The 26,066-nt window shown below is 65.8% G+C and carries 16 protein-coding genes; 13 read left to right on the top strand and 3 right to left on the bottom strand.

Going from position 1 to position 26,066, the window contains the following annotated elements; translation table 11 throughout:
- Positions 1-6 precede the first annotated feature (6 nt).
- The 6 genes from ACQR1B_RS15645 to ACQR1B_RS15620 all read left to right on the top strand — a co-directional run bounded on the left by ACQR1B_RS15645 (position 7) and on the right by ACQR1B_RS15620 (position 11,761).
- Positions 7-1,023, top strand: a complete 1,017-nt coding sequence (locus ACQR1B_RS15645) for an NAD-dependent epimerase (protein WP_434832413.1) — start codon at positions 7-9, stop codon at positions 1,021-1,023.
- Positions 1,024-1,035: 12 nt separating this feature from the next.
- Positions 1,036-2,448: a mannose-1-phosphate guanylyltransferase/mannose-6-phosphate isomerase gene (locus ACQR1B_RS15640; protein ID WP_434832412.1), complete on the top strand. Its 1,413-nt coding sequence runs from the start codon at positions 1,036-1,038 to the stop codon at positions 2,446-2,448.
- A 70-nt stretch (positions 2,449-2,518) separates the two neighbouring features.
- Positions 2,519-4,741 carry a tetratricopeptide repeat protein gene (locus tag ACQR1B_RS15635; RefSeq protein WP_434832411.1) on the top strand — a complete coding sequence of 741 codons (2,223 nt, stop codon included), beginning with the start codon at positions 2,519-2,521 and terminating at the stop codon, positions 4,739-4,741.
- Between the two features lie 225 nt (positions 4,742-4,966).
- On the top strand, positions 4,967-7,189 hold the full coding sequence (locus tag ACQR1B_RS15630) for a tetratricopeptide repeat protein (RefSeq protein WP_434832410.1): 2,223 nt from the start codon (positions 4,967-4,969) through the stop codon (positions 7,187-7,189).
- Between the two features lie 63 nt (positions 7,190-7,252).
- Positions 7,253-9,472, top strand: coding sequence for a tetratricopeptide repeat protein (locus ACQR1B_RS15625; RefSeq protein WP_434832409.1), 2,220 nt, complete (start codon positions 7,253-7,255; stop codon positions 9,470-9,472).
- A gap of 69 nt (positions 9,473-9,541) precedes the next feature.
- Complete coding sequence (locus ACQR1B_RS15620) at positions 9,542-11,761, top strand: tetratricopeptide repeat protein (RefSeq protein WP_434832408.1); 2,220 nt, start codon at positions 9,542-9,544, stop codon at positions 11,759-11,761.
- Positions 11,762-11,775: 14 nt separating this feature from the next.
- Here ACQR1B_RS15620 and ACQR1B_RS15615 read toward each other — a convergent pair whose 3' ends face one another.
- Positions 11,776-12,486 carry a DUF1223 domain-containing protein gene (locus ACQR1B_RS15615; protein ID WP_434832407.1) on the bottom strand — a complete coding sequence of 237 codons (711 nt, stop codon included), beginning with the start codon at positions 12,484-12,486 and terminating at the stop codon, positions 11,776-11,778.
- A gap of 371 nt (positions 12,487-12,857) precedes the next feature.
- On the opposite strand from ACQR1B_RS15615, the gene ACQR1B_RS15610 reads away from it, so the two are divergent.
- From ACQR1B_RS15610 to ACQR1B_RS15600, 3 genes are all read left to right on the top strand, one after another.
- On the top strand, positions 12,858-13,868 hold the full coding sequence (locus tag ACQR1B_RS15610; protein WP_434832406.1) for a Gfo/Idh/MocA family protein: 1,011 nt from the start codon (positions 12,858-12,860) through the stop codon (positions 13,866-13,868).
- 49 nt (positions 13,869-13,917) lie between these two features.
- Positions 13,918-15,069, top strand: coding sequence for a DegT/DnrJ/EryC1/StrS family aminotransferase (locus ACQR1B_RS15605; RefSeq protein WP_434832405.1), 1,152 nt, complete (start codon positions 13,918-13,920; stop codon positions 15,067-15,069).
- Positions 15,070-16,235: 1,166 nt separating this feature from the next.
- Positions 16,236-16,865 (top strand): hypothetical protein, encoded by a 630-nt coding sequence (locus ACQR1B_RS15600; RefSeq protein WP_434832404.1) that lies wholly within the window; start codon positions 16,236-16,238, stop codon positions 16,863-16,865.
- A 1,428-nt stretch (positions 16,866-18,293) separates the two neighbouring features.
- Here the strand turns inward: ACQR1B_RS15600 and ACQR1B_RS15595 are convergent.
- The gene (locus ACQR1B_RS15595; protein WP_434832403.1) at positions 18,294-18,665 is read right to left on the bottom strand and encodes a helix-turn-helix domain-containing protein; all 372 of its coding nucleotides are present in this window, start codon (positions 18,663-18,665) and stop codon (positions 18,294-18,296) included.
- Between the two features lie 493 nt (positions 18,666-19,158).
- Between ACQR1B_RS15595 and murJ the strand changes: the two genes are divergently transcribed.
- The 4 genes from murJ to ACQR1B_RS15575 all read left to right on the top strand — a co-directional run bounded on the left by murJ (position 19,159) and on the right by ACQR1B_RS15575 (position 24,798).
- On the top strand, positions 19,159-20,688 hold the full coding sequence (murJ, locus tag ACQR1B_RS15590) for a murein biosynthesis integral membrane protein MurJ (protein ID WP_434832402.1): 1,530 nt from the start codon (positions 19,159-19,161) through the stop codon (positions 20,686-20,688).
- A gap of 149 nt (positions 20,689-20,837) precedes the next feature.
- Entirely contained in the window at positions 20,838-23,147 is a 2,310-nt protein-coding gene (locus tag ACQR1B_RS15585; RefSeq protein WP_434832401.1) for a xanthine dehydrogenase family protein molybdopterin-binding subunit, read from the top strand.
- Between the two features lie 130 nt (positions 23,148-23,277).
- On the top strand, positions 23,278-23,727 hold the full coding sequence (locus ACQR1B_RS15580) for a c-type cytochrome (protein WP_434832400.1): 450 nt from the start codon (positions 23,278-23,280) through the stop codon (positions 23,725-23,727).
- Between the two features lie 150 nt (positions 23,728-23,877).
- A complete protein-coding gene (locus tag ACQR1B_RS15575) occupies positions 23,878-24,798 on the top strand; it encodes a c-type cytochrome (RefSeq protein WP_434832399.1) in 921 nt (306 codons plus the stop codon).
- Between the two features lie 17 nt (positions 24,799-24,815).
- Here the strand turns inward: ACQR1B_RS15575 and ACQR1B_RS15570 are convergent, their stop codons facing one another.
- Complete coding sequence (locus ACQR1B_RS15570) at positions 24,816-25,973, bottom strand: ABC transporter substrate-binding protein (RefSeq protein WP_434832398.1); 1,158 nt, start codon at positions 25,971-25,973, stop codon at positions 24,816-24,818.
- Positions 25,974-26,066: the final 93 nt, after the last annotated feature.

Here is a 26,066-nt window from a genome sequence, read left to right as displayed (position 1 = left end):
GCGACCATGGCAGATCATCCCATCCTCGTGACCGGCGCCGCCGGCTTCATCGGCTTTCACCTGACACAGCGGCTGCTCGCCGAAGGACGTCAGGTCATCGGCATCGACAACATCAATGCCTATTACGATCCGAAGCTGAAGGAGGCGCGTCTCGACATCCTGAGGGCGGCGCCGGGCTTCGCCTTTCAGAAGCTCGACCTCGTCGATCGCGCCGCCATCAAGGCGTTGTTTGCTCAACATCGCTTTCCCGCGGTGGTGCATCTCGCGGCCCAGGCGGGCGTGCGCTACTCGCTGGAAAATCCGCACGCCTATGTCGATGCCAATCTCGAGGGCTTCATCAACGTGCTCGAAGGCTGCCGCCATCACGGCTGCGAGCATCTGCTGTTCGCCTCGTCCTCGTCGGTCTATGGCGCCAACACCAAGCTGCCATTTTCGGTCAAGGACAACGTCGATCATCCGATCAGCCTCTATGCGGCCAGCAAGAAGGCCAACGAATTGATGGCGCACTCCTACAGCCATCTGTACCGCCTGCCGGCGACCGGACTGCGCTTCTTTACCGTCTATGGTCCCTGGGGCCGGCCCGACATGGCGATGTTCATCTTCGCCAAGGCCATCCTCGCCGGCCAGCCGGTCAGGTTGTTCAATCACGGCAACATGCGGCGCGATTTTACCTATGTCGATGACATCGTGCAGGCGATCGTCCGCCTGATCGGCCGTCCGCCACAGGGAAACCCGGATTGGGATGGAAACAAGCCCGACCCGTCGAGCAGCCGGGCGCCATGGCGGATTTACAATATCGGCAACAATCATCCCGAACAGCTGATGGACGTGATAACGCTGCTCGAGAAGGAGTTCGGGCGGCCGGCCATCAAGGAGATGCTGCCGATGCAGCCCGGAGACGTCGAGGCGACCTACGCTGATGTGAGCGATCTCGAGCGCGACATCGGCTTCCGGCCGGCCACCTCGATTGCCGACGGCATCGGGCGTTTTGCACAATGGTACCGCGATTATCATCGGATTTGACGGATTGATTTCATGACCGGACGCATCATTCCTCTCATCATGTGCGGCGGCGCCGGGACCCGGCTGTGGCCGGAGTCGCGGGAGGTGCGGCCGAAGCAGTTCCTGCCGCTGTTCGGCACCCGCTCCACGTTCCAGGACACGCTTCTGCGGGTGTCCGACGCTGGTCTGTTCGAGCGGCCGATCATCATCACCAACATGGCCTATCGCTTCATGGTGCTGGAGCAACTGGCCGAGATCGGCATCGAGGCCGACGTGTTGCTGGAGCCGATGCGGCGCGATTCGGGCCCGGCCATCGCGGCAGGGGCCGCCTTCGCCCAGTCGCGCGATCAGGATGCGGTGGTGCTGGCGCTCGCGGCCGACCACGTCGTGCGCGACAACGCCGCCTTCGTTGCGGCTTGCCGCCAGGGGCTGGCGGCGGCCGAAACCGGTCGCATTGTGACCTTCGGCGTCAATCCCGAGCGCGCGGCCACCGAATACGGCTATATCAGCCCAGGTGCCCCGGTATCCGGAGAGGTGCGGGCGGTCGCGAAATTCGTCGAGAAGCCGGATCAGCCGACCGCCGAGCGCTACATCAGCGAGGGCTATCTGTGGAACAGCGGCAACTTCATGTTCCGCGCCGGCGTGCTGCTCGATGAATACCGCAAGCACGATGCGGCTACCGTGCAGACGGTGGCCGATGCCGTGACCAAGGCCGGGCGCGATCTCAGCTTCACCATCCTGGACTCCGATGCCTTCGCGGCGGCCAAGCCGATCTCGATCGACTATGCCGTGATGGAGAAGACCGAGCGCGCCGCGGTGGCGCCGGTGTCGTGCGGCTGGTCCGACGTCGGCTCCTGGCACGCGGTGTGGGAGCTGTCCGACAAGGACGGGCAGGGCAATGCCGCGCGCGGCACCGCCGTGTTCGAGGATTCCCGCAACTGCAACGTGGTCACCGACAAGGCGCTTGTCGCGCTCGAGGGCGTCGACGACCTCGTCGTCGTCGCCGCGCAGGACGCCGTCCTGGTGTCGCGCCAGCGCGACGCCAACGGGTTGAAGCGGCTGGTCGCCAGGCTCAAGACCGTGGCGCCGGAGGTCACCGAGGCGCACCTCAAGGTGCACCGCCCCTGGGGCAGCTATCAGTCGGTCGACAATGGCGAGCGACACCAGGTCAAGCGCATCATCGTCAAGCCCGGCCAGCGGCTATCGCTGCAGAAACACTATCACCGCTCCGAGCATTGGATCGTGGTGCGCGGAGCGGCGCGCGTGACCGTCAACGAAACCGTCAAGACCGTGCACGAAAACGAATCGATCTACATCCCGATGGGCGCGGTGCACCGGCTGGAGAACCCGGGCAAGATCCTGCTGGAGCTGATCGAGGTCCAGACCGGGTCCTATCTCGGCGAGGACGACATCATCCGAATCGAGGACGATTACCGGCGCGAGTAGGGTGCGCTCTCGCCTCGAATCACGCGAGCCGTGCTAGATAGCCCCGGACGTCCTCCGCCGGAGAGCTTCCTTGCAAAGCACGATCGGATCGCGCGCGTTCCAGAACGCGCGCCTGCAGAAGAAGAACCGCAAGCAGGCCGACGGTCTGTTGCCCAAGGCCGTCGAGGCCTATCGGGCCGGCCGGCATGCGGATGCCCAGGCCATCTGCGGACAAGTCCTGGGGTTGGTGCCCGATCATTTCGACGCGCTGCATCTTCTGGGCGCCTCCGCCCTCGACAGCGGCCGGCTCGACCTGGCCGAGCAGGCGCTGACCCGCGCTGTCGCCGTCGAGCCGCGCAATGCCGAGGCCCAGGCCAATCTCGGCCTCGTGCTGTCCAGCATGAAGCGCTACGAGGAAGCCCGCGCCGCGCAAGAGCGCGCTGTCGCGTTGAAGCCGACGTTCGCGACTGCGCTGACCGGCCTCGGCAACACCCTGATGAACATGCAGCTGTTCGAGCAGGCGGTCGAGGCGCATGACCGCGCCATCGCCGTCAAGCCAGACTATGCCGACGCCTATTGCAACCGGGGCATGGCGCTGCTGCTGATGCTGCGCAACGAGGAGGCCAACCAGAGCTTCGATCGCGCGCTGGTGCTTTCGCCGCGCCACATGCAGGCGACCTTCGGCAAAGGCCTCGTCAGCATCAACCTGCGGCGTTTCGAGCAGGCGCTCGTGGCCTTCAACGCGGCACTGGCGATCAAGCCGGGCGCGGCGGCGGTCATTGCGCAGCGGGGTCGGCTCTACATCCAGATGGGACGCTTCGCGGAGGGCGAGGCCGATTTCGATACGGCGCTGACCACCGATCCGCGGCTCGAGGCCGCACTGCTCGGCAAGGCCCATGTCTGCGTGCTCACCGACCGGATCGGGCCGGCGATGCTGGCCTGCAAACGCGTGCTGGAGACCAATCCGGCATCGGAGGTCGCGCTGCTCTGGCTGGGCGCCTGTTTCGCCAGACAGGGCGATACGGCCACCGCGCTTCAGCACTTCGAGCGCGCCCTCGAGATCAAGCCGGATTTCGAGGATGCCATTCTGAAGAAGATCTTCGCGCTCGACTTCCACCCGGGCGCCGACGTGGCCGTGCATCAGGCCGTCCGGCGCGAATGGTGGGAGCGCATCGGGGCTCACATTCCGCGGTGCGAACTCGGCGCCATCGACCGGGATGCGGAGCGTCGGATCACGGTCGGCTATGTCTCGTCCGACTTCCGCAGCCATTCGGCGGCGCTGACGTTCCTGCCGGTGCTGCGCCATCACGATCACCAGGCCTTCAAGGTCGTCTGCTACTCCTGCTCACCGCTGGTGGATGCCGTGACGGAGCAGTGCAAGGCCGCAGCCGATGGCTGGGTCGATGCCTGGGAGTTGACGGACGAGGAACTGGTGGCGCGCATCCGTGCGGATCAGGTCGACATTCTCGTCGACCTCTCCGGCCATTCGGCCGGCAACCGCCTCACTCTGTTCGCGCGCAAGCCGGCGCCGGTCCAGGTCACGGCGTGGGGCAATGCCACCGGCACCGGACTGCCGACGATCGACTACTTCTTCGCCGATCCGGTCACCGTGCCGCAAGCCGTCCGGCCGCTGTTCGCCGAAGAGGTGTACGACCTGCCGGCGTTGATCACCACGGACCCGCTGCCGGGCGCGCAGCCGACGCCGCTGCCGATGCTGCGCAACCGCTACGTCACCTTCGGCGTTTTCAACCGCATCGACAAGATTTCCGATCAGGTCCTCGGCGTCTGGTCGGCGCTGCTGCGTGCGCTGCCGGAGGCGCGCATCGTGATCAAGAACGGCGCGTTGGACGACACCTTCCTGCGCGACGCTCTCACCGCGCGCTTCGTGGCCCATGGCGTCGACGAGAGCCGGCTGACATGCCTCGGCTCGTCGATGCGGCAGGAGCACATCGCGGCCTTTGCCGACATCGACATCTCGCTCGACCCGTTTCCTCAGAACGGCGGCGTGAGCACCTGGGAATCGCTGCAGGCGGGCGTGCCGGTCGTGGCCAAGCTGGGCAACAGCTCGGCCTCGCGTGCCGGTGGCGCGATCGTCAAGGCGGTCGGTCTCGACGACTGGGTGGCCGAGGACGATGAAGGCTATCTCGCGATCGCCCTGAAGCACGCCGCAGACCCCTCCGCATTGGCGCGGCTGAGGGCGGAGTTGCCGGGACGCGTGGCGAACTCCCCGGCGGGCAACGTCGAGATCTACACGCGGAAGGTCGAGGAAGGCTATCGCACGTTCTGGCGGCGCTACTGCGCTGCAGGCGCTTGATGCAGCGAACGGCAATGCCGGCGTGATCTCTCGCGGAGGGACGACGGCGGCGCTGCCGGCCATGCCTCGGGGGCCACGTTTGCCGCGAATCAGGCGCCTTGTGCTAGTTTCGCGCGTGGTGTTCGCGAGCGGGCCGTCGGCTGGCCGGCCGGAATGCCGGAGCGGCGTCACCAGCCGCATCAGTTGCGTCTGTCCCATCCGGCTCATCTGATCTGGAGACGATCCTTGGCTGGCAATGTCGGCTCGCGCGCATTTCAGAACGCCCGGCTCGAAAAGAAGAACCGCAAGCAGGCCGAGCCGCTGTTGGCGGCGGCCGCGGCCGCGTACCAAGCCCGCCGGCCGGCGGAGGTGCGGTCGCTGTGCGGACAGGTCCTGGCGCTGCTGCCGGACCATGCCGGTGCGTTGCGGCTTTTGGGAATGGCTGCGCTCGATGCAGGGACGTTGAACGAGGCGGAGGCGGCTCTGACCCGTGCCGTGGGGGCCGATCCGCGTGACGTCGATGCTCACGCCAATCTCGGCATCGTGCTGTCCAATCTGGGACGCCATGCCGAGGCGCGCAGACACCAGGAGCGCGCCGTGGCGCTGGTGCCGAATTTCGCCGCGGGCTGGAACAGCCTCGGCAGCACGCTGCTGCGCCTGCAGGAGCCGGAGCAGGCCATCGCGGCCTATGACCGCGCGGTCACCTTGAAGCCCGACTACGCGGAGGCGCACTGCAATCGCGGCATGGCGCTGTTGCTCGTCGACCGCAGCGCCGAGGCGCTGCAGAGCTTCGATCGTGCGCTGGCGCTCAATCCGCGCCACGTGCAGGCGCTGCACGGCAAGGGCTTGGTCAGTCTCGGCCTGCGTCATGTCGAGGCGGCGCTCGCCGCCTTCGACGCGGCGCTTGCGATCAAGCCCGGCGCGGCCGGCGTCCTCGCCGAACGCGGCCGGGCGCATCTGCAGGCCGGGCGGTTCGATCAGGCCAAGGCGGATTTCGACGCGGCGCTTGTGCAAGAACCGCATCTCGAAGCCGCGCTGCTCGGCAGGGCCCATATTGGCCTCCACCAGAACGACGTCGCGCCCGCCATCGCAGCCTGTCGCAAGGTGCTCGAGCAGAACCCGATCTCCGAGGCTGCCTGGACCTGGCTCGGCGGCTGCTATGCGAAGCAGGGCGAGATTGCCGCGGCCCTGCAGCACTTCGACCATGCGCTCGCGCTCAAGCCTGATTGCCGGGATGCGATTGCGGCCAAGATCTTCACCCTCGACTTCCTGCCCGATGCGGATTTCGCGAGCCAGCAGGCGGTCCGCGCCGAGTGGTGGGAGCGCATCGGGGCGAGGATTCCGCGCGCCGCGCTCGCCCCACGCAACATGGATCCGGAGCGGCGGCTCATCATCGGTTATGTCTCCGCGGATTTCCGTAATCATTCGGCCGCCTTCACCGTCCTGCCGGTGCTGCGCCACCACGATCACGCCCAGTTCCAGGTGATCTGCTATTCCTGTTCGGCGCGTCAGGACGAGGTCACGGCGCAATGCCGGGCTGCGGCCGACGTCTGGGTCGACGCCTGGCAGATGTCCGACGGCGATCTGGCCGCCCGCATCCAGGCCGACGGCGTCGACATTCTCGTCGATCTCTCCGGCCATTCGGCCGGCAACAGGCTTCCTCTGTTCGCCAGCAAGCCGGCGCCGATCCAGGTCACGGCCTGGGGCCACGGCACCGGGACAGGGCTGCCGACGATCGACCACTTCTTCGCCGACCCGGTGACGGTGCCGACTGATGTGCGTCACTTGTTCGCCGAGCAGGTCTACGATCTGCCTGCGGTGATCACCACCGACCCGCTCCCGGGCATCGCCTCCACGGAGCTGCCGATGCTGCGCACCGGCTCCATCACCTTCGGCGTCTTCAACCGGATCGACAAGATTTCCGATGCGGCTCTGGCGGTGTGGGCGCGGCTGATGGCGCTGCTCCCGGACTCCCGCATCGTGATCAAGAATTCCGCGATCGACGACGGCTTCCTGCGCGATGGCCTCGTCGCGCGCTTCGTTGCCCGTGGCGTTGCGGCGGAGCGTGTCATCTGCTTCGGCTCGACGACGCGGGAGCAGCACATCGCCCAGTTCGCCCATGTCGACATCTCGCTCGATCCCTTTCCCCAGAACGGCGGCGTCAGCACCTGGGAATCGCTGCAGGCGGGCGTGCCTGTCGTCGCCCGGCTCGGCCGCAGCACGGCCTCGCGCGCGGCCGGCGCGATCAACGCGGCGCTCGGGCTCGACGACTGGGTGGCCGAGGACGATGACGGCTACATTGCGATTGCGCTGAAGTACGCCGCGGAGCCGGCGAGGCTGGCGCAGCTCAGAGCCGAACTGCCGGCGCGGGTTGCCGGTTCGGCGGCGGGCAACGTCGCGACCTACACGCGCAAGGTCGAGGACGGCTATCGGCTGTTCTGGCGCCGTTACTGCGCGAGCGTCGATTGAGCACGGCAGCCCGCACCAGGCAAATGCAACGAACGAGTCGAGGCGGGTAGTTGGAGACGTTTTGTGGCTAGCGATGTCGGTTCCCGGGCGTTTCAGAATGCACGGCTGCAGAAGAAGCACCGCAAGCAGGCCGATGCGCTGATGCAAGCGGCCGTCGCCGCCTATCGCGCCGGCCGCAGGGCCGAAGCCCAGGCGGTCTGCGGCCAGATCCTGGCGCTGCTGCCCGAGCATTTCGATGCTCTGCATCTGCTCGGCGTCGTCGCGCTCGACAGCGGCCAGATCGATCTCGCCGAGCAGGCCCTGACGAAGGCCGTCGAGATCGAGCCGCGCCATGCCGAGGCGCTCTCCAATCTCGGCCTCGCGCTGTTCAACCGCAAACGCTTCGACGACGCACGCAAATGCCAGGAGCGCGCGATCGCCATCAAGCCGTCGCTCGTCGTCGCGCAGACCGGTCTCGGCAACACGCTGATGCGCCTCGGGCGGCCGGAGGAGGCCATCGCCGCGCATGATCGTGCGATCGCGCTGAAGCCCGACTATGCCGATGCCCATTGCAACCGCGGCATGGCGCTGCTCCCGCTCGGCCGCAACGCAGACGCCAATCAGAGCTTCGATCGCGCGCTGTCGCTCAACCCGCGCCACATGGAGGCGATGTTCGGCAAGGGCCTTGCCAGCCTCAATCTGCATCATGTCGACGCCGCGCTCGCGGCGTTCGATGCGGCGCTCGCGCTCAAGCCCGGCGCCGCGCCGGTGCTGGCACAGCGCGGCCGGCTGCATCAGATGGCCGGACGGTTCGATCAGGCGAAGGCGGATTTCGACGCCGCGCTGGTCGGTGATCCCATGCTGGAGATGGCGCTGCTCGGCAAGGCCCAGCTCGGCCATTTCAAGGACGTCGCGCAAGCCGCGGATGCCTGCCGCAAGGTGCTGGAACAGAATCCGCGCTCCGAGGACGCCTGGCTCTGGCTCGGCGTCTGCTTCGCCAAGCAGGGCGAGGTCGCAGCCGCAATCGCGCATTTCGACCGCGCCCTTGAGATCAGGCCCGATTTTGCCGAGGCGATGACCGCCAAGATCTTCACGCTCGAATTCATGCCGGATGCGGATTTCGAACTGCAGCAGGCGGCCAGGCGCGAATGGTGGCAGCGGATCGGCAGCCATATTGCCCGGAGATCGCTGCCGCCGCGCGACCGCGATCCGGAGCGCCGCCTCACCGTTGGCTACGTCTCCTCCGACTTCAGGAATCACTCGGCGGCGCTGACCTATCTGCCCGTGCTGAGATACGCCGACCGCCAGGATTTCCGGATCTGCTGCTACGCCTGTTCGCCGGTCCAGGACGCGGTGACCGCGCAGTTCCGTGCCTGTGCCGAGGTCTGGGTGGACGCCTCGCAGATGTCCGACGACGAACTCGCCGACCGCATCGCAGCCGACGGCGTCGATATCCTGGTCGATCTCTCCGGCCATTCCGCCGGCAACCGGCTGCCGCTGTTTGCCCGCAAGCCGGCGCCGATCCAGGTCACCGCCTGGGGCAGCGGCACCGGCACGGGCCTGCCGACGATCGACTACTTCTTCGCCGACTCCGTCACAGTGCCCGAAGCGGCGCGCCCTCTGTTCGCCGAGCAGGTCCATGACCTGCCTGCGGTGATCACCACGGAGGCATTGCCCGGCGTCGCGCCATCGCCGCTGCCGATGCTGCACAACGGCTATGTGACGTTCGGCGTATTCAATCGGCTGGACAAGATTTCCGATCCCGCGCTCGCGCTGTGGACGCGGCTGATACAGCAACTGCCGGACTCGCGCATCGTGATCAAGAGCGCCTCGCTCGACGATCCCTTGCTGCGCGATCGCCTGCTGGCGCGTTTCGCCGCCCACGGCGTGACCGAGGAGCGCATCACCTGTCTCGGCTGGTCGACGCGCGAGCAGCAGATGGCGCAATTTGCGCAGGTCGACATCTCGCTCGATCCGTTCCCGCAGAATGGCGGCGTCAGCACCTGGGAATCGCTGCAGGCCGGCGTCCCCGTGATCGCCAAGCTGGGCGCGAGCGCGGCCTCGCGCGCCGCCGCCGCCATCGTCACCGCGGTCGGGCTCGCCGACTGGGTCGCCGGGGACGATGACGGCTACATCGCGATTGCACTCAAATACACAGCACATCCTGCCGAACTGGCGAAGCTGCGGGCCGAGCTGCCGGCGCGGGTCGCGGCCTCTGCCGCCGGCAACGTCGAGACCTACGCGCGCAAGGTCGAAGAGGCGTATCGTCTGTTCTGGCGGCGCCATTGCGCGGCCGCCGGCTGAGGTATGCGATGAGCTTGGAGCCGAATAGGTCACGCTCGGGTTTTGCACGTCACGCCGTGGAGGCGAGCTTTGGCTAGCGATGTCGGGTCCCGCGCCTTTCAGAATGCGCGGCTGCAGAAGAAGCACCGCAAGCAGGCCGATGAGCTGATGCCGCGCGCGGTCGCGGCCTATCGTGCCGGACGCCCTGCCGACGCGCAGGCGATCTGCGGCCAGATCCTGGCGCTGCTGCCCGAGCATGTCGATGCCCTGCATCTGCTCGGCGTCGTGGCGCTCGACGGCGGCCAGCTCGACCTCGCCGAGCAGGCCCTGACCAAGGCCGTCGAGATCGAGCCGCGTCACGCCGAGGCGCTGTCCAATCTCGGGCTCGCGCTGTTCAACCGCAAGCGCTACGAGGAGGCGCGCAAATGCCAGGAGCGGGCGATCGCGCTCAAGCCCAATCTCGTGGTCGCGCAGACCGGTCTCGGCAACACGCTGATGCGCCTCGGCCGGCCCGACGAGGCGATCGGCGCGCATGACCGGGCGATCGCGCTGAAGCCTGACTACGCCGACGCCTATTGCAACCGCGGCATGGCGCTGCTCACACTCAATCGCAACGCCGACGCCAACCAGGCGTTCGAGCGGGCACTCTCGCTCAATCCGCGCCACATGGAGGCTATGTTCGGCAAGGGGCTGGCGAGCGTCAATCTGCGCCATTTCAACGACGCACTCGCCGCGTTCGACGCCGCGCTCGCGATCCGGCCGCGCGCCGCGCAGGTGCTGGCGCAGCGCGGCCGGCTGCAGCAGCAGGCCGGACGGTTCGATTCCGCGATGGCCGATTTCGAAGCCGCGCTGGCGATCGATCCGCGGCAGGAGGTGGCGCTGCTGGGCTTCGCGCAGCTCAGCGTCATCAGGGACAACATCGCGCCGGCGATGGACGCTTGCCGCAAGGTGCTGGAGCAGAATCCGCAGTCGGAGGTCGCCTGGACCTGGCTCGGCGAATGCTTCTGCAAGCAGGGCGATCTCACGACCGCCTTGCAGCACTTCGAGCGCGCGCTCGAGATCAAGCCGGATTTCGGCGACGCGATCACCGCCAAGATCTTCCTACTCGACTTCATGCCCGACACCGATTTCGCCCAGCACCAGGCTGTCCGGCGGGAATGGTGGAGCAGGATCGGCGCCAAGATCGCGCGCCGGCCGGCGCCGGGGCGCGACCGTGATCCGGAGCGGCGGCTCACCATCGGCTATGTCTCGTCCGACTTCAGATCGCATTCGGCCGCGCTGGCTTTCCTGCCGGTGCTGCGCCATCACGACCACGAGGCGTTCAAGGTCGCCTGCTATTCCTGCTCGCCGCTGCAGGATGTGATGACGTCCCAATGCCGCGCGGCGGCGGATATCTGGGTCGACGCCTGGCAGATGTCCGACGAGGAACTGGCCGATCGCATCGAGGCCGACGGCGTCGACATCCTCGTTGATCTCTCCGGCCATTCCGCCGGCAACCGCCTGCCGGTGTTCGCGCGCAAGCCGGCGCCGGTCCAGGTCACGGCGTGGGGCAGCGGCACCGGCTCCGGCCTGCCGACCATCGACTACTTCTTCGCCGATCCGGTCACCGTGCCGGAGGCGGTGCGTCCTCTGTTCGCCGAGCAGGTCTACGATCTGCCGGCGGTCATCACCACCGATCCGCTGCAGGGCTGGCAGCCGACGCCGCTGCCGATGCTGCGCAACGGCCACGTCACCTTCGGCGTGTTCAACCGCATCGACAAGATCTCCGAGCCGGCGCTCGCGCTGTGGTCGCGGCTGATGGCGGCATTGCCGGACTCGCGCATCGTCATCAAGAACGGCGCGCTCGACTCGGCGTTGCTGCGCGATGTCCTCGTCGGCCGCTTCGTGGCGCATGGCATCGCCGAGGAGCGTATCAGCTGCCTCGGCCTGTCGACGCGGGACCAGCACATCGCGCAGTTCGCCGCCATCGACATGTCGCTCGATCCGTTTCCACAGAACGGCGGCGTCAGCACCTGGGAATCGCTGCAGGCGGGCGTGCCCGTCGTCGCCAAGCTCGGCCACAGCGCGGCCGCGCGCGCGGCGGCGGCCATCGATACGGCGGTCGGGCTCGGCGACTTCGTGGCCGAGGATGACGATGGCTACATCGCCATCGCCTTGAAGCATGCGGCGCAGCCCGCCGTGCTGGCGACGCTGCGGGCCGCGTTGCCGACGATGGTCGCGACCTCGGCGGCCGGCAATGTCGAGACCTACACGCGCAGGGTCGAGGAGGGCTATCGCCTGTTCTGGCGTCGCTTCTGCGCGTCCGCTTGACCGGCGACGTGAGCTCATAGGCGGGCGGCGCCGACGATGCGGCCCTCCGGGCTTTCGAGGATCACGGCAGCATCCTCCCCCTCCGGCATCGGCTCGGTCAGGCGCAGCGCGGCCCCGCTCCATTCGCCGAGCGTGCGCACCGAGCGCACCACGTTCAGCTCCTCCAGCGTCCGGCCGCCATTTTCGCCGCGGCGGATCGCCGTCTCGTGCCGATGATCGAAGCCGACCAGCAGGAGGCGTCCGCGCCCTTCGCCGCCGCCGACCTCCACCGTGAGCTGACCGCCGTTGCGCGCAAGCTTGATCGCCGCGGCCGTGGACTTCGCGCCCCGGGCGCGGTCGATCGCGGGTCCGACCTCGGCCCTGTTGGAGCCGACATGGCTGGTGACGCCGTCGACGACGATCTCCGGCGTGTAGGAGCCGTCGCCAAAACGGCTGCCATAGCGGGCCTGGCGGTCGGTCGCGGCGGACAACGAAAACGGATCCTTCCAGCCGAGCCGGTCCCAGTAGGTGACATGGAACGCGAGCGGCAGCACGTCGCGCCGGCCGCGCACCATCTCGTTCAGATAGGCATTGGCGGGCGGGCATGAGGAGCAGCCCTGCGAGGTGAAGAGTTCGATCACCACCGGCCGTTCCACGGCGGCGGCCGAGGGCGTCCAGGGCGCAAACGAGGCGAGCAGCACGGCGAAACTGGCGGCGTGACGGAGCGAGGCGAGGGGGTGGATCATGGCGTTCTCCCGCGATGTGACGTCACCTTCTTCGCCGGCGAGATCCATCGCGTTACCTCCTCACGAGCCCAACACGGAGGCGTGAAGCGGGATGAACCGTTACGTCCAGTGCCTGTCAGGACGCGTGAGCAGGGCCATGCCCGCACGCGAAGGCTTCGACGCAGGCCCTTCAAAACACATCGTTTTTCTCCGGTGACGGGTGTAACTTTCTGAATCAAATCGTGTCCTGAAAAAGGTTTCCGCGTTCGCCTCGCTCGAAGCGCCGTGCTAGGAGAGCTTCGACTGATTTGCGGTTCGTTAACCGTTGTGGCGGGTTCGAGGCATTGCAAATTCGGGACATCGCAATTCGGGACATCGATGGGGTCTTTGACATGAGTTCCAAGGGGGCAGGCCACAAGGCCGAGGTGAGGCAGGCGCTGCGCGTCGGCGTGATCGGAGCCGGCGTGATGGGCAGCAACCATGCCCGCGTGCTGGCCGGACTGCCCGATGTCCACCTCGTCGGCGTCGTCGATCCGCTGGCTGCCCATCGCGATCGCGTCACCGCGCTGGCGAACTGCCCGACTTTCGAGACGCTCGACGAACTCGTCGCCGAGGGCGTCGATGCCGTGACCGTCGCGGCTCCGACCCACCTGCATCATGAGCTCGCGCTCGCCTGCATCGCGCGCAAGGTGCACCTGATGGTCGAGAAGCCGATCGCCTCCACGGTCGATGAGGGCAGGGAGATCGTCTCGGCCGCGCATCGCGCCGGCGTCACCTTGATGATCGGCCATGTCGAGCGCTTCAATCCGGCGGTCGCCGCGATCAAGAAGGCGATCGCGGGCGAGGATCTGCTGTCGATCGCGATCACCCGGGTCGGCCCGTTCCCGCCGCGCATGTCCAATGTCGGCGTCGTCATCGACCTCGCCGTGCACGACATCGACCTGATCCGCTGGTTCACCGAATCCGACATCATCGAGGTGCAGCCGCAGCTCTCGAGCGCCGTCGCCGAGCGCGAGGATATCGCGCTGCTGCAGTTCCGCACCGCCTCGGGCGTGCTCGCGCACATCAACACCAACTGGCTGACGCCGTTCAAGGCGCGCAACGTCACCGTGGCGACGCGCGGCAAGTACATCACGGGCGATCTGCTGACCCGTCAGGTCACCGAGTGTTTCGGCTTCAAGCCGGACGGCAGCTACTCGATGCGGCATCTGCCGGTCGGTCATGACGAGCCGCTGCGTGCCGAACTGATCGCGTTCCTGCACGCGGTGCGCTCGGGCACGGCGCCCGCCGTCACCGGCGACGAGGGCGTCGCCAGTCTCGCGATCGCCACGCAGTGCCTGGAGACCTCGAGCCATCGTCCCGCCGAGGCGGCCGCCACCAAGCGCCGCGCCGCCGCCGGCTAACCGCGTCCTCGCGCCACCCATTTCCGTTTCCGAAAAATTGTCAGAGCTCATGAATCAGCACCTGCGTCATCAGCCCATTCCGTTCATCGACACCGCCGCGCAGCGCCAGCGGCTCGGCCAATCGCTCGACGACGCCGTCGCCCGCGTGCTCGCGCATTGCCAGTTTCTCGGCGGCCCCGAGGTGATCCAGCTCGAGAAGGAGCTGGCTGAATTCTGCGGCGCCAAATACGCCGTGAGCTGCTCCAGCGGCACCGACGCGCTGCTGATGGTGCTGATGGCCCAGGGCATCGGTCCGGGCGATGCCGTGCTGTGCCCGTCCTTCACCTTCTGCGCGACAGGCGAATCGGTGGCGCTGACCGGCGCGACGCCTGTGTTCGTCGACGTGCTGGAGGACACCTTCAACATCGATCCGGCCTCGCTCCGCCGCGGCGTCGCCACTGCCAGGCGCCTTGGCCTCAAGCCGAAGGCCGTGATTCCGGTCGATCTGTTCGGGCAGAGCGCCGACCATGATGCGGTCGCCGCGATCGCCGAAGCGGAAGGGCTGTTCGTGCTCGACGACGCCGCCCAGGGCTTTGGCGCCAGCTACAAGGGCCGCCGTATCGGCACGTTCGGTCTGGCGACTGCCACCAGCTTCTATCCGGCCAAGCCGCTCGGCTGCTTCGGCGACGGCGGCGCGATCCTCACCGACGATGCCGGCCTCCTGGAGCGCCTGCGCAGCGTGCGCGCCCATGGCGGCGGCAGCGACAAATACGACAACGTCCGCCTCGGCCTCACCGCGCGGCTCGACACCATCCAGGCCGCGGTGCTGATCGAAAAGCTCCGGATCTTCGAGGACGAGATCGCCGCGCGCAACGCTGTCGCCGAGCGCTACACGGCAGCCCTTGCCGATGTCGTCAAGGTGCCGCGCCTCGTCGAGGGCTGCACCTCGGTCTGGGCGCAATACACCATCCGTCTTCCCCGCGGCGTCGACCGCGAGACGTTCGCCGCGGCGCTGAAGGCGCAGGGCATCCCGACCGCGATCTACTATCCGAAGTCGATGCACCAGCAGACCGCCTATCGCATCTTCCCGAGCGCCGATGGCGGCCTGCCGGTCAGCGAGCAGCTCTCCGCCGACGTCATCAGCCTGCCGATGCACGCCTATCTCGATGAAGCGACGCAAGCGCGCATCATCGACGTCGTCCGCGGCGCCCTGCGCGCCTGAGGCGTCAGGCGTCGTCGTCACGTCGCCCCGCGCGCCGGCCACAGGCCGTCGCGCGGGCAGGCGCGATTGGCCCCGCCTGCAGCCCCGCCCACACCGTCGTCCCGGCGAACGCCGGGACCCATACCGCGTGATCTCCGGAACGGGCAGGCGGCCCGTCCCGCGCGCCCCATCAGCTACACGGCGTATGGATCCCGGATCAGCGCCCGCCGCCGCTTCGCGTCGGCCGGCTTGTCCGGGATGACAGCAGAGGATGGAGCGCGATCATCTTTCAAACAGCTCAGTTCTGTGGGCAAAGGCGCGCCGAACTGTGAGTTGCTTCCTCCGCTGCGTCACGCGCCGTGCCCACCATTCCCACCACCGATGCGGATGCGCGGTGGGCACGCGACCGCCCTGCGGGCGGCTGCTTTGCCCACCCTACGGCGCGTTGCTCGCGTTCCGATTTACATCTCAAACAGCGATCGACATAGGAGCGCGTTCTCGCGGCAGCTGATGCCCGAGGCTTGCGATCAGTTCGCCCTCGCAAACGGTGCAAAGGGCGCAGGGAATGCCGGGTGAAGGCCTCACCCATGGCCCGCCTGCTAACAAAATGCAGGCGGCAGGTACCACAGGTTCAGCCGACAATCCGGCATTCCCTGCGCGACGGGCTTACGGCTGCTTCGCGATCTCCCCGGTGCGCCGGCTATTTGGCCACCGTCGTCCACGCCGTGCTATCCACAGCAGCGCATACTTGACCTCAGCGTCGGGAGGCCAGGACCACGCGACTTGACCGTCCGCAAGCGCCCGTTCGTCCGCACGCCCAGAGGACATGCTGCGAGCTCCCGCGGCCATCGCATCCCCACCTCGCGTGTCGTGACGATCGCGCGCAACGCCCCTCTGCGGTGAGGCGGGATGGCGGGAGATAATCATGATTTCCGTAAAAGCGCAAGAGAATTATTTTTATCGGAATTTGCGCTATGTGCTGTCGTTCCGGGCATGACGCCACCTATGGACGAGCGGTGCGTAGGGCGGCGCTGGCAATGTCAAGGGGGTAGTAGGTCAGATACAGATAGCAGGGCTTTGCTCCTGACAAGATGATAGTTTAAAAGGGGCGTATTGAGCGTGTAGTGATTTAGTGACGCCCGGTAGTACATACGATCATGATGGTTCTTGGAGGAGGCTCGAAAGCTATGGGGCTTTATGTGCATAGCCTGAGTCGATTGCCGTTGGACGTCGAACGTGACTATTATCTCTACGTGCTCGACTACGGTTGGCACGAGCCGCTAGGGGACGCTTTGCATCAAAATTTTCGACGCATGGCGGACCTTGCAGCCAAGAACAAAGCTTTTGTACTTGCAGGCACAGACTCACGCGCGTTCTCGGATGAAATTTTGTCGGTTCATTTCGACGGGGACCAGTTTTCTTGGGACAAAGTCAATGGACAAAGTCGCGATGATCTTCTGCCTGCATTGATGATATCCACGATTCATCCCCAGCAATTCCGAAAGTGCGTGCCTCAATATCGACCTAAGATCGCTTCGAACGGTCTGGCAGACGACAAAGTCATACTGATTCCGTTGCGCTCGACGTGCAAGAATACGTCTGACGTTATGTCGCTTATCGAGCGAATCTTCCGAGATATAGCCGAAAAGCGGCCGCTGGCTGGCTTTGCAATTGCCGAGGAGATCAATGCTGGCACAAGCGGTGCGATTTCAGACGCACTAATTCTGAAGCCGACTCTCTGGGGTGTAGGTATCGACCTCAAAGCGGCTTGGATGACATTCAAACAGCAGCGAGCTCAGGGCCTGTCAAAAACTTAGTAGTCTGGGAGATATCTCAACTAGGAAGGTCAGATTTGGCGGCAGAATTTTGAGTTGTAAGGCTATGCCGGTGCAGATTTAGTTCGTAATCGTGTCGACGACGTGAGTGAGTTTCTATGGTCTAATAAATGAATGATCAGGGCGGGTGCGGCGAATTTCGTTCCGCCAATCCGCACCACTGGCCGAAAGTGAGATCGTATGGCTACCTGTGACTACTGCGGGGCGTCATATCGCGGCAGCGCTATCAAGGATGGTCCATATCGATATTGCACGGACCCTTGTTTGAGCGGCGGCAAGAGACTGACGCGCTGCCTGGAAGCTGTCCCCGAAGCGGCAATCGATCGGGCTATTGAGAACGCCTTTAGAGGACCGTGCAATGCTTGCGGACAGCATCGCAACGTCGACGTCTTTCGGTCGTATCGGATTTGGTCCGCTTTAGTCTACACACGCTGGGAAACGGACGTCCATGTGGTTTGCTTAAGTTGCGCTCGAAAAAGACAGTGGAGCGACCTCGCGTTCTCTGCAGTCGCTGGATGGTGGTCGGCGCGCGGCATTCTTACGACGCCATTCTATATTTTGTTTAATGTTGTTGCGTTGCTTCGTCGTCCTGATTCGAATTCCCCTTCGGAAGGTTTTCGCAAGCTGGTTCGGATGAACTTGGCTCGACATATCGCTGCAACGACAAGTCCAAACAGATAGGATCAGTGACGCGGGTGCGAGTAAGCGAAGCGTAATCCGCAGCGAGGTACAGGCAATTTCTATCTGACATCACGCGTCAGTGTGACGCGGTCGCATACGATGGTCGTGATTTGCTCGACGAGGTTATAGAGTTCAATCTACCGACAAGTATCCGGCCATGTTAAGTGAATTGGGTTGCGCTTCGCTAGTTCGCCTACGCGCTATTTCTTTGGCGGTAGAGAAAACCAGTGCATTGTGAGTATTCCGCCCATGGCGCCCGTGATAAGCATCACGACTACCATAAGGATCGCGTGCTTTCTCAGTCGTTTTGCCTGGGAAGTCTGGATCACGAGCATCGGAATAAGCGGCGCCTACCTTCGTCCATATTTTTCGAGGATCAGCCGATCGTATTCATCGCTTACAGCCTTAAGAGAAATGTGTCCCTTTCGCTCCTGCGCGAGTCGCATAAGGGTATGGTCGGTTGGCGCCGAAGCGAGTGTGGCGTTTCGTCCGATACTCGCAAGAAGTTCGTCAGTAGGGTCAGAGCGTAGTCCAAATAGTCGGCCGAAAAATCCCATCACAGGTCCTCCTGTCGCCGATCAATCTCAGGCAGCATCAATAGCATTTCTCAATTTTAGCGGCCAGTGTCAAATACGGGCTGCCTCGCGGGCGCGAGAGGTAACCGGTTCCAAGTCGGGCTCGCGCAGCGGGGGACTCGATTCAGCGCGTAGATGGGGAAAGTAACAGGCTCTACAGAAAATCATCGACCGTGATCTGCAGCGCGTCGGCGATCTTCTTCAAGGTCGCGGCCGTTCCCGGCTTCTGGCCGCTCTCGATCTCGGACAGGAAGGCCTGCGAGATGCCGGCGGCCTCGGCGAGGGCAGCCTGGGTCAGATCGCGTTTCTTGCGCCAGAAGGCGAGGGGACTCTTTGCGGCCAGGAGCCCATCGGCCTCGGCCGATGTCAGCATCTCCTCCTCGCCGCTCTCGATTTCGCGGAGGACGCGCCGGGCCATCAGGCTGTCGCGGAGGTCTTCGAGCTCCTCGATCATCCGGTCGTAGTCGGCTTCCGGCATGATCACGATGCCGTCGCCGTTCGGGGCCTTGGTTCTGACGTGGGGCATGGTGCTCGCTCAGGTGGGGATGGCGCCGCACGGGGCGACATCGAGGGCGTTGGCCGTGTCGTTCGTCTCTGTGGATATCACCCGGAACTGCTGTCGGGGAGAGGCTTGGGGGCCTTCCGCAGACCGAGGCCGTGGAGAGTCCCCCTCACTCGGATGTCATCTGCGATGCCATCGGGCCTCTCCCCGCAAGCCAGGGCTATCGCATTTTAGGACCAGAGTTTTGCACTCGACTGCTTCCTCGCCGTCATGGCCGGGCTTGTCCCGGCCATCCACGTCGTCCGGCGTGCTGAGAACGACGTGGATGCCCGGGACGAGCCCGGGCATGACGACGTAGAGACGGATTCGCAAAAAACTCAGATCGGTCATATGCGATAGGCCTGCCCCGCAAGCGGGGCGAGGCTGGCAGAGAGCCTGGCGCCACACTTTGGCCCCAAGCAGGATGGCGTACCGTTCCCCGCTTCAAACCCGCCCCCCAATCCTCTACAAGCCCCCCATGCTCGGACGTATCTTCACCGTTGGCGGCTATACGCTGCTGTCTCGGCTCACCGGCTTTGCCCGCGACATCATGCTGGCGGCGATTCTCGGCGCCGGGCCGATTGCCGACGCGTTTTTCATTGCGTTTCGGCTGCCGAACCATTTCCGGGCGATCTTTGCCGAGGGGGCGTTCAACGCGGCGTTCGTGCCGGCCTATGCGCATGTTCATGGCGAGAAGGGACAGGCCTCGGCGAGCCTGTTTGCCGACCGGATCTTCACGCTGCTGCTGGCCTCGCAGGTGGTGCTGCTGATTCTGGCCTGGGTGTTCATGCCGCAGGCGATGACGATCCTGGCGCCTGGGTTCACCGACGACCCGGCGCAGCGCGAGCTGGCGATCACGCTGACGCGGATCACCTTTCCCTATCTGCTGCTGATCACCTTGGTGACGCTGTATGGCGGCATTCTCAACGTGATGCAGCGCTTTGCGAGCGCCGCGGCGGCCTCGATCTTCCTCAACATCGCGATGATGGCGACGCTCGCGCTCGTGGTGTTCTTCCCGACGGCCGGCCATGCCGCGGCCTGGGGCGTGCTGATTTCCGGGTTCCTGCAATATTTCCTGCTGGCCGGCGATCTCGCCCGCCATGGCGGGCTGCCGCGCTTTGCGCCGCTCAAGCTCGACGAGGACATCCGCGCCTTCTTCAAGGCGCTGGGGCCGGCCACGCTCGGCTCGATGGGTACGCAGGTCGCGATGTTCGCCGACACCATCATCGCGACGTTCCTGCCCGCGGGCGCGATCTCGGCGCTGTATTATGCCGACCGCCTCAACCAATTGCCGATCGGCGTGATCGGCATCGCCATCGGCACCGTGCTGCTGCCGGAGATGTCGCGGCGGCTGACGGCTGGTGATCACCAGGGGGCGATGGAGCAGCAGCGCCGCGCCTTCGAGTTCACGCTGCTGTTCTCGGTGCCGTTCGTCGCCGCCTTCCTCGCCGTGCCCGACGTGATCACGCGGGCGATGTTCGCGCGCGGCGCCTTCACCAGGGGCGATGCGGCGGCCGCAGGTGCGACGCTCGCCGCCTATGCCGTCGGGCTCATTCCGTTCGTGATGATCCGCAGCGCGGTGTCGACCTTCTATGCGCGCAAGGACACGGCGACGCCGGTGAAGGCCTCGCTCACCGGGCTGACAGTCAATGTCGTGCTGAAGGTGCTGCTGATGGGCTCGCTGGCGCAGGTCGGCCTGGCGTTGGCGACGGCCGTGGGCGCGTGGATCAACCTGCTGCTGGTGCTCGGTTTCGCTGTGCACAAGGGCTATCTGCGGTTCGACCGGCGGCTCACCATGTCGCTGCTGAAATTCGCCGGAACCGGCGTGGTGCTCGCCGGCGTGCTGTGGGCGACGGCGGTGGCGGCATCGACCCATCTCGCTGCGCTCGGCCGCCTGCAGGACGAAGCCGTTCTCGGCCTGCTGATCATGGTCGGCGCCGTCATTTATGCCGGCGCGATTCTCGTGCTGTTCGGCCCGCGCTGGCTCAAGGCGCTCGTGCGGCGTTGACGCTGCGTTGCAACATCGATTGCTGGCAGGCCTGCCGAGAGTTGACCGCCCACGGTCGGCGCGCGGCCATATGGCGTTTGCGCGAGTCTTCGTTCCGCTGCAATATGCCGTCCAATATTTGCGACAATGCAAGCGGGACGTGAAACCAGATGGCAGCTCCAATCAAGTTCGGCATGGGACAGAGCGTTCTCCGCAAAGAGGACGACGCGCTGATTCGCGGCAAGGGCCGCTATACCGACGATCTCGCGCCACAGGCCGCCCTGCATGCCCTGGTGCTGCGCTCGCCGCATGCCCACGCCAAATTCACCATCGACGTCGCCCCGGCGCGGGAACTGCCGGGCGTGGCGCTGATCCTGACCGCGGCGGACACCGCGGAACTCGGCGGCCTGCCGTGTCTGTTCAACCTCGAGACCGATCCGTTCACCGCGCCTGTTTATCCGATCCTGGCCAAGGACGAGGTGCGTCATGTCGGCGACGCCGTGGCCTTCGTCGTCGCCGACACGCTCGATCACGCGCGCGATGCGCTGGAGGCGATCAAGGTCGAGTGGACGACCTTGCCGGCGGTCACCGGCGTCGTGAATGCGATCAAGCCGGATGCGCCGCAGGTGTGGGCCGAGCACAAGGGCAACGTGCTGTTCGACGTCGCGATCGGCGACAAAGCCGCGGTCGAGGCCGCGTTTGCGAAGGCGCATGCGGTCGCCGAGATCCGCATCGTCAATCCGCGCGTGGTGGCGAGCTTCATGGAGACGCGCGCCGCGGTCTGCGACTACGACGCCAAGCGCGACCATCTGACCCTGACGGCAGGCAGCCAGGGCAGCCATCGGCTGCGCGACATTCTCTGCCAGAACGTGCTGAAGATGCCGACCGAGAAGATGCGGGTGATCTGCCCCGACGTCGGCGGCGGCTTCGGCACCAAGCTGTTTCCCTATCGCGAATATGCGCTGCTCGCGGTCGCCGCAAAGCAGCTGCGCAAATCGGTGCGCTGGGCCGCCGACCGCTCCGAGCATTTCATGGGCGACGCGCAGGGCCGCGACAACGTCACCACCGCGAAGATGGCGCTGGCCGCGGACGGCAAGTTCCTCGCGATGGACGTCGACCTGATGGGCGACATGGGCGCCTATCTCTCGACGTTTGCGCCCTACATCCCGCATGGCGGCGCCGGCATGCTGCCGGGTCTGTACGACATCCAGGCCTTCCACTGCCGGGTGCGCACGATCTTCACCCACACCGTCCCGGTCGACGCCTATCGCGGCGCGGGCCGTCCCGAGGCGGCGTATGTGATCGAGCGTCTGGTCGATGCCTGCGCGCGCAAGCTCGACATGTCGGTCGATGCCGTCAGGCGCAAGAACTTCATCGCGCCGCGCGCGCTGCCCTACAAGACCGCGACCGGCAAGGTCTATGATTCCGGCGATTTCAACGCGCATCTCAAGCGCGCGATGGAGATCGCCGAGTGGAAGGAGTTTCCGAAGCGCGCCAAGGCGGCGAAGAAGGATGGGCTCATTCGCGGCATCGGGCTGGCGAGCTATGTCGAGGTCTGCGGCACCATGGGCGAGGAGACCGCCAATGTGCGGCTCGATCCGAATGGCGACGTGACGATCCTGATCGGCACGCAGTCGAGCGGGCAGGGCCATCAGACGGCCTATGCCCAGATCGTCGCCGAGCAGTTCGGCCTGCCGCCGGAGCGCGTCCACATCCACCAGGGCGACACCGCGGAGATTGCGACCGGGCTCGGCACCGGCGGCTCGGCCTCGATTCCGTCGGGCGGCGTCAGCGTGCAGCGCGCCACCCACGAGCTCGGCGACAAGCTCAAGCAGATCGCGGCCGAAGCGCTCGAGGCGGGCCTCGGCGATCTCGAGATCGCCGACGGCGTGATCCGCGTCGCCGGCACCGATCGCGCGATCTCGTTCGCCGATCTCGCCAAGCGTCCCGGCACAGATCCGGCCAAGCTGAACGGCAGCGCCACCTTCGCCAGCGCCGACGGCACCTATCCGAACGGCACGCATGTCGCGGAGGTCGAGATCGATCCGGCCACCGGTATCATCAGGATCGTCAACTACGTCATCGTCGACGATTTCGGCGTGACCTTGAATCCGCTGCTGCTGGCCGGCCAGGTGCATGGCGGCGCGGTGCAGGGCATCGGCCAGGCGCTGATGGAGCAGGTGGTCTACAGCCATTCGGATGCGCAGCTCGTGACCGGCAGCTTCATGGACTACGCGCTGCCGCGCGCGGCGGACGCACCCACATTTACCTTCGAGACCCACAACGTGCCCTGCAAGACCAACCCGATGGGCGTCAAGGGCGCGGGCGAAGCGGGCGCGATCGGCTCATGTCCGGCCGTGGTCAACGCGATCGTCGAAGCCCTCTGGCGTGAGTACAAGATCGAACACATCGACATGCCCGCGACTCCGGAGCGGGTCTGGATTGCCATCCGGGAGCAGCATCGCCGTCATAGTCTCTGAGTACGCTATCTCCCAGGACTCTCCGATATCCGCCTCAATTCCGGAATAACCCGCCGGCTGAGGGGTTGACCAAACAGGGCGATCCGTTCAGGTGGACTGAACGGGATCGTGACAACAAAGGAGCGAATTGATGAAGCGGACTGTCGTGGTAGCAGCAGCATTGCTGCTGGGGGCCGGCGCCGTGATGGCACAGCAGGATCTGGTCAAACAGAGCCAGGACACCATGAAGGCGAACGCCAAGAACCTCGGCGGTGTCATGATCGCCATGGTCAAGGGCGAGAAGCCGTATGACCAGGCCGCCGTCAATGCCGCTCTGGCACAGCTCGACGACACCGCCAAGAAGCTGCCGACGATGTATCCGGCCAGCCTGAAGGGCGCCAAGTTCGAAGGCGATTACGGCCCGTCGCCGAAGATCTGGGAAGACCAGGCCGGCTTCAAGGCCAAGATCGACAGCTTCGCCAAGGTCGTCACCGAGGCCAAGGCCAAGATCAAGGATCTCGACAGCCTGAAGGCGACGGCGCCCGGGATCGGCAAGGAATGCGGCGGCTGCCACGAGACCTTCCGTCTCAAGAACAGCTGATCGGACCTGACATCGACGGGGGCGGGCGCGGCATTGCGTCCGCCCCCGTTCGTTTGCGCAGCGCCGGCGTCCTGACGTATCACGGCGCTGCCGCGGTCCGGAGATGATGGCCGGACGGACGACATTCTTCCCTGCCGTGACGGAGCCACCATGCGACGACGCCTCCTGCCTGCTCTCTGCGTGCTCGTCGCCGCCGGCCTTGCGGTGTTCTGGTGGCTGACGCAGCCCTCGACGATCACGCTGGCGGCTGCGACCCGGGCGCCCGATCTCGCCAATGGGCAGGAGATGTTCAACATCGGCGGCTGCGCGTCCTGCCATGCGGTGCCGAACCAGCCGGACCGGCTCAAGCTTGGGGGCGGGCTGCCGCTGACCTCGCCGTTCGGCACGTTCTATGCGCCCAACATCTCGCCCGATCCGAACGATGGGATCGGGCGCTGGAGCGAGGCTCAGTTCGTCAATGCGGTCGTGCGCGGCGTGTCGCCCGGCGGCAGCCACTACTATCCGGCGTTTCCCTATACCTCCTACGCGGCCGCCAAGGTCGACGATGTCCGCGATCTCTTCGCCTACATGAAGACGCTGCCGCCGGTCGCCGGCGCCTCGCGCGCGCACGACATGCCATTCCCGTTCAACATCCGCCGCACCGTGGGCGTCTGGAAGCTGCTGTTCTTCAATGACGGGCCGTTCGTTGCCGACGCCTCGCATTCGGCGGAGTGGAATCGCGGCGCCTATCTGGTCAACACCTTCGGCCATTGCGCCGAGTGCCACAGCCCGCGCAATCCGCTCGGCGGCATCGTATCGGCGCAGCGCCTTGCCGGCGGACCCGATCCGGAGGGTCATGGCTTCGTGCCGAACATCACCCAGAAGGGCCTGTCCGACTGGAGCGAGAGCGACTTCAGCTATTTCCTCGAGACCGGACAACTGCCGGACGGCGACAGCGCCGGCGGCTCGATGGCGCGCGTGATCCGCAACACCTCGCAGCTCACCGCCGACGATCGCAAGGCGATGGCGGTCTACCTGAAATCCCTGCCGCCGGTCGAAGGTCCGCCGAAGCCGAAGAAGCCGGCGAACTGATCAGTTGCGCCTCCGGATCAGATCGGCTTGAAGCTGCCGTCACCCTGGATCACGGTCAGCGATACCGGCGGCGGGTTGTCCTTGCGCGCGTTGCCGAAGCTGACGACCAGTCCGCCGATGTCGAACTGGCCGACCTCGTTGATGATCCGCAGCAGTTCCGCGCGCGTCGGGTTGGGGCCGGTCATCGCGAGCGCGCGTGCGACCAGGCGGCCGGTGATGTAGCCCTCCAGCCCGATGAAGTCGGGGGTCTGGCTCGGATCGAGCGTCTTCATCGCCGCCTGATAGTCCGCGACGATGCGGCGGTCGGTGTCCCACGGGAACGGCACCACCTCGGAGACGATGACGCCGCGGCCCTCGGCGCCGAGCTCCTTGGCGAGCGCATTGCCACCGACGAAGGACACGGCGGTGAAGGTCGGGTTGAAGCCCGAGCGATGCGCCATCTTGATGAACTCGGCACACGGGCCGTAAGTGCCGACCAGGATCACGGCCTCAGGCTCGGCGCGCCGGATCACCTTGAGCGCCGCGCCGACCGCGCGGGTGTTGCGCTCGAACGTGCCTTCGGCGGCAAGTTCGAGGCCACGGCGATCGAGATGGGTCTTGACGCCGGCCAGCACGTCGCGGCCGAACGCATCGTCCTGATAGAAGATCGCGATGCGGGTGAGATGGAGCTCCTCGGTGAGATGCTTGATCGAGGCTTCGGCCTCGGCCGCGTAGCTCGCGCGGATGTTGACGATGTTCTGAAACTCGGGCGCGCGCAGGAATTCGGCGCCCGACACCGGTCCGATGAAGGGCACGTCGTTCGAGGCTGCGATCGGCGCTGTGGCCATCGCGGTCGGGGTACCGACGGCGCCGATCAGCGCGAACACCTTGTCCTCGTAGATCAGCTTGATGGTCTCGACCACCGAGCGGTCGGGATCGTAGCCGTCGTTACGGCTCGCCAGCTTGAGCCGGCGTCCGTAGACGCCGCCCTTGGCGTTGAGCTCGCTGAAGGCCGCCAGCAGGCCCTGGCGCGCCGCCTGGCCCAGCGCCGCGGACGGGCCTTCGAGCGCCGCCACCTGACCGAACAGGATCGCGTCGTTGGTGACGCCGAGCTCGTCGGCGCGGGCGGACCCGAGCGGGAGCAGGCCGAGCAGGAGGACAGCGATGGAGCTGCGGAAGCTTGAGAACCAGTTCATTGCGATCTTCGATGCACGAGTACGCCTAAGCCTGATGGTAACTCAGTCTAAGCGCGTTGAATGAAGACCTCGCTAAAGAGGTATCGCGCGCTT

The organism is Bradyrhizobium oligotrophicum, assembly GCF_051168495.1.
Lineage (GTDB): Bacteria > Pseudomonadota > Alphaproteobacteria > Rhizobiales > Xanthobacteraceae > Bradyrhizobium > Bradyrhizobium oligotrophicum_A.
This window is presented reverse-complemented; position numbering and strand designations above follow the sequence as displayed.

Excerpts from the sequence above, each read along its gene's own strand:
- ACQR1B_RS15645 (WP_434832413.1), top strand. The coding sequence starts at position 7 with ATGGCAGATCATCCCATCCTCGTGACCGGCGCCGCCGGCTTCATCGGC.
- ACQR1B_RS15640 (WP_434832412.1), top strand. The coding sequence starts at position 1,036 with ATGACCGGACGCATCATTCCTCTCATCATGTGCGGCGGCGCCGGGACC.
- ACQR1B_RS15615 (WP_434832407.1), bottom strand. The coding sequence starts at position 12,486 with ATGATCCACCCCCTCGCCTCGCTCCGTCACGCCGCCAGTTTCGCCGTG.
- ACQR1B_RS15610 (WP_434832406.1), top strand. The coding sequence starts at position 12,858 with ATGAGTTCCAAGGGGGCAGGCCACAAGGCCGAGGTGAGGCAGGCGCTG.
- ACQR1B_RS15605 (WP_434832405.1), top strand. The coding sequence starts at position 13,918 with ATGAATCAGCACCTGCGTCATCAGCCCATTCCGTTCATCGACACCGCC.
- ACQR1B_RS15600 (WP_434832404.1), top strand. The coding sequence starts at position 16,236 with ATGGGGCTTTATGTGCATAGCCTGAGTCGATTGCCGTTGGACGTCGAA.
- ACQR1B_RS15595 (WP_434832403.1), bottom strand. The coding sequence starts at position 18,665 with ATGCCCCACGTCAGAACCAAGGCCCCGAACGGCGACGGCATCGTGATC.
- murJ (WP_434832402.1), top strand. The coding sequence starts at position 19,159 with ATGCTCGGACGTATCTTCACCGTTGGCGGCTATACGCTGCTGTCTCGG.
- ACQR1B_RS15585 (WP_434832401.1), top strand. The coding sequence starts at position 20,838 with ATGGCAGCTCCAATCAAGTTCGGCATGGGACAGAGCGTTCTCCGCAAA.
- ACQR1B_RS15580 (WP_434832400.1), top strand. The coding sequence starts at position 23,278 with ATGAAGCGGACTGTCGTGGTAGCAGCAGCATTGCTGCTGGGGGCCGGC.
- ACQR1B_RS15575 (WP_434832399.1), top strand. The coding sequence starts at position 23,878 with ATGCGACGACGCCTCCTGCCTGCTCTCTGCGTGCTCGTCGCCGCCGGC.
- ACQR1B_RS15570 (WP_434832398.1), bottom strand. The coding sequence starts at position 25,973 with ATGAACTGGTTCTCAAGCTTCCGCAGCTCCATCGCTGTCCTCCTGCTC.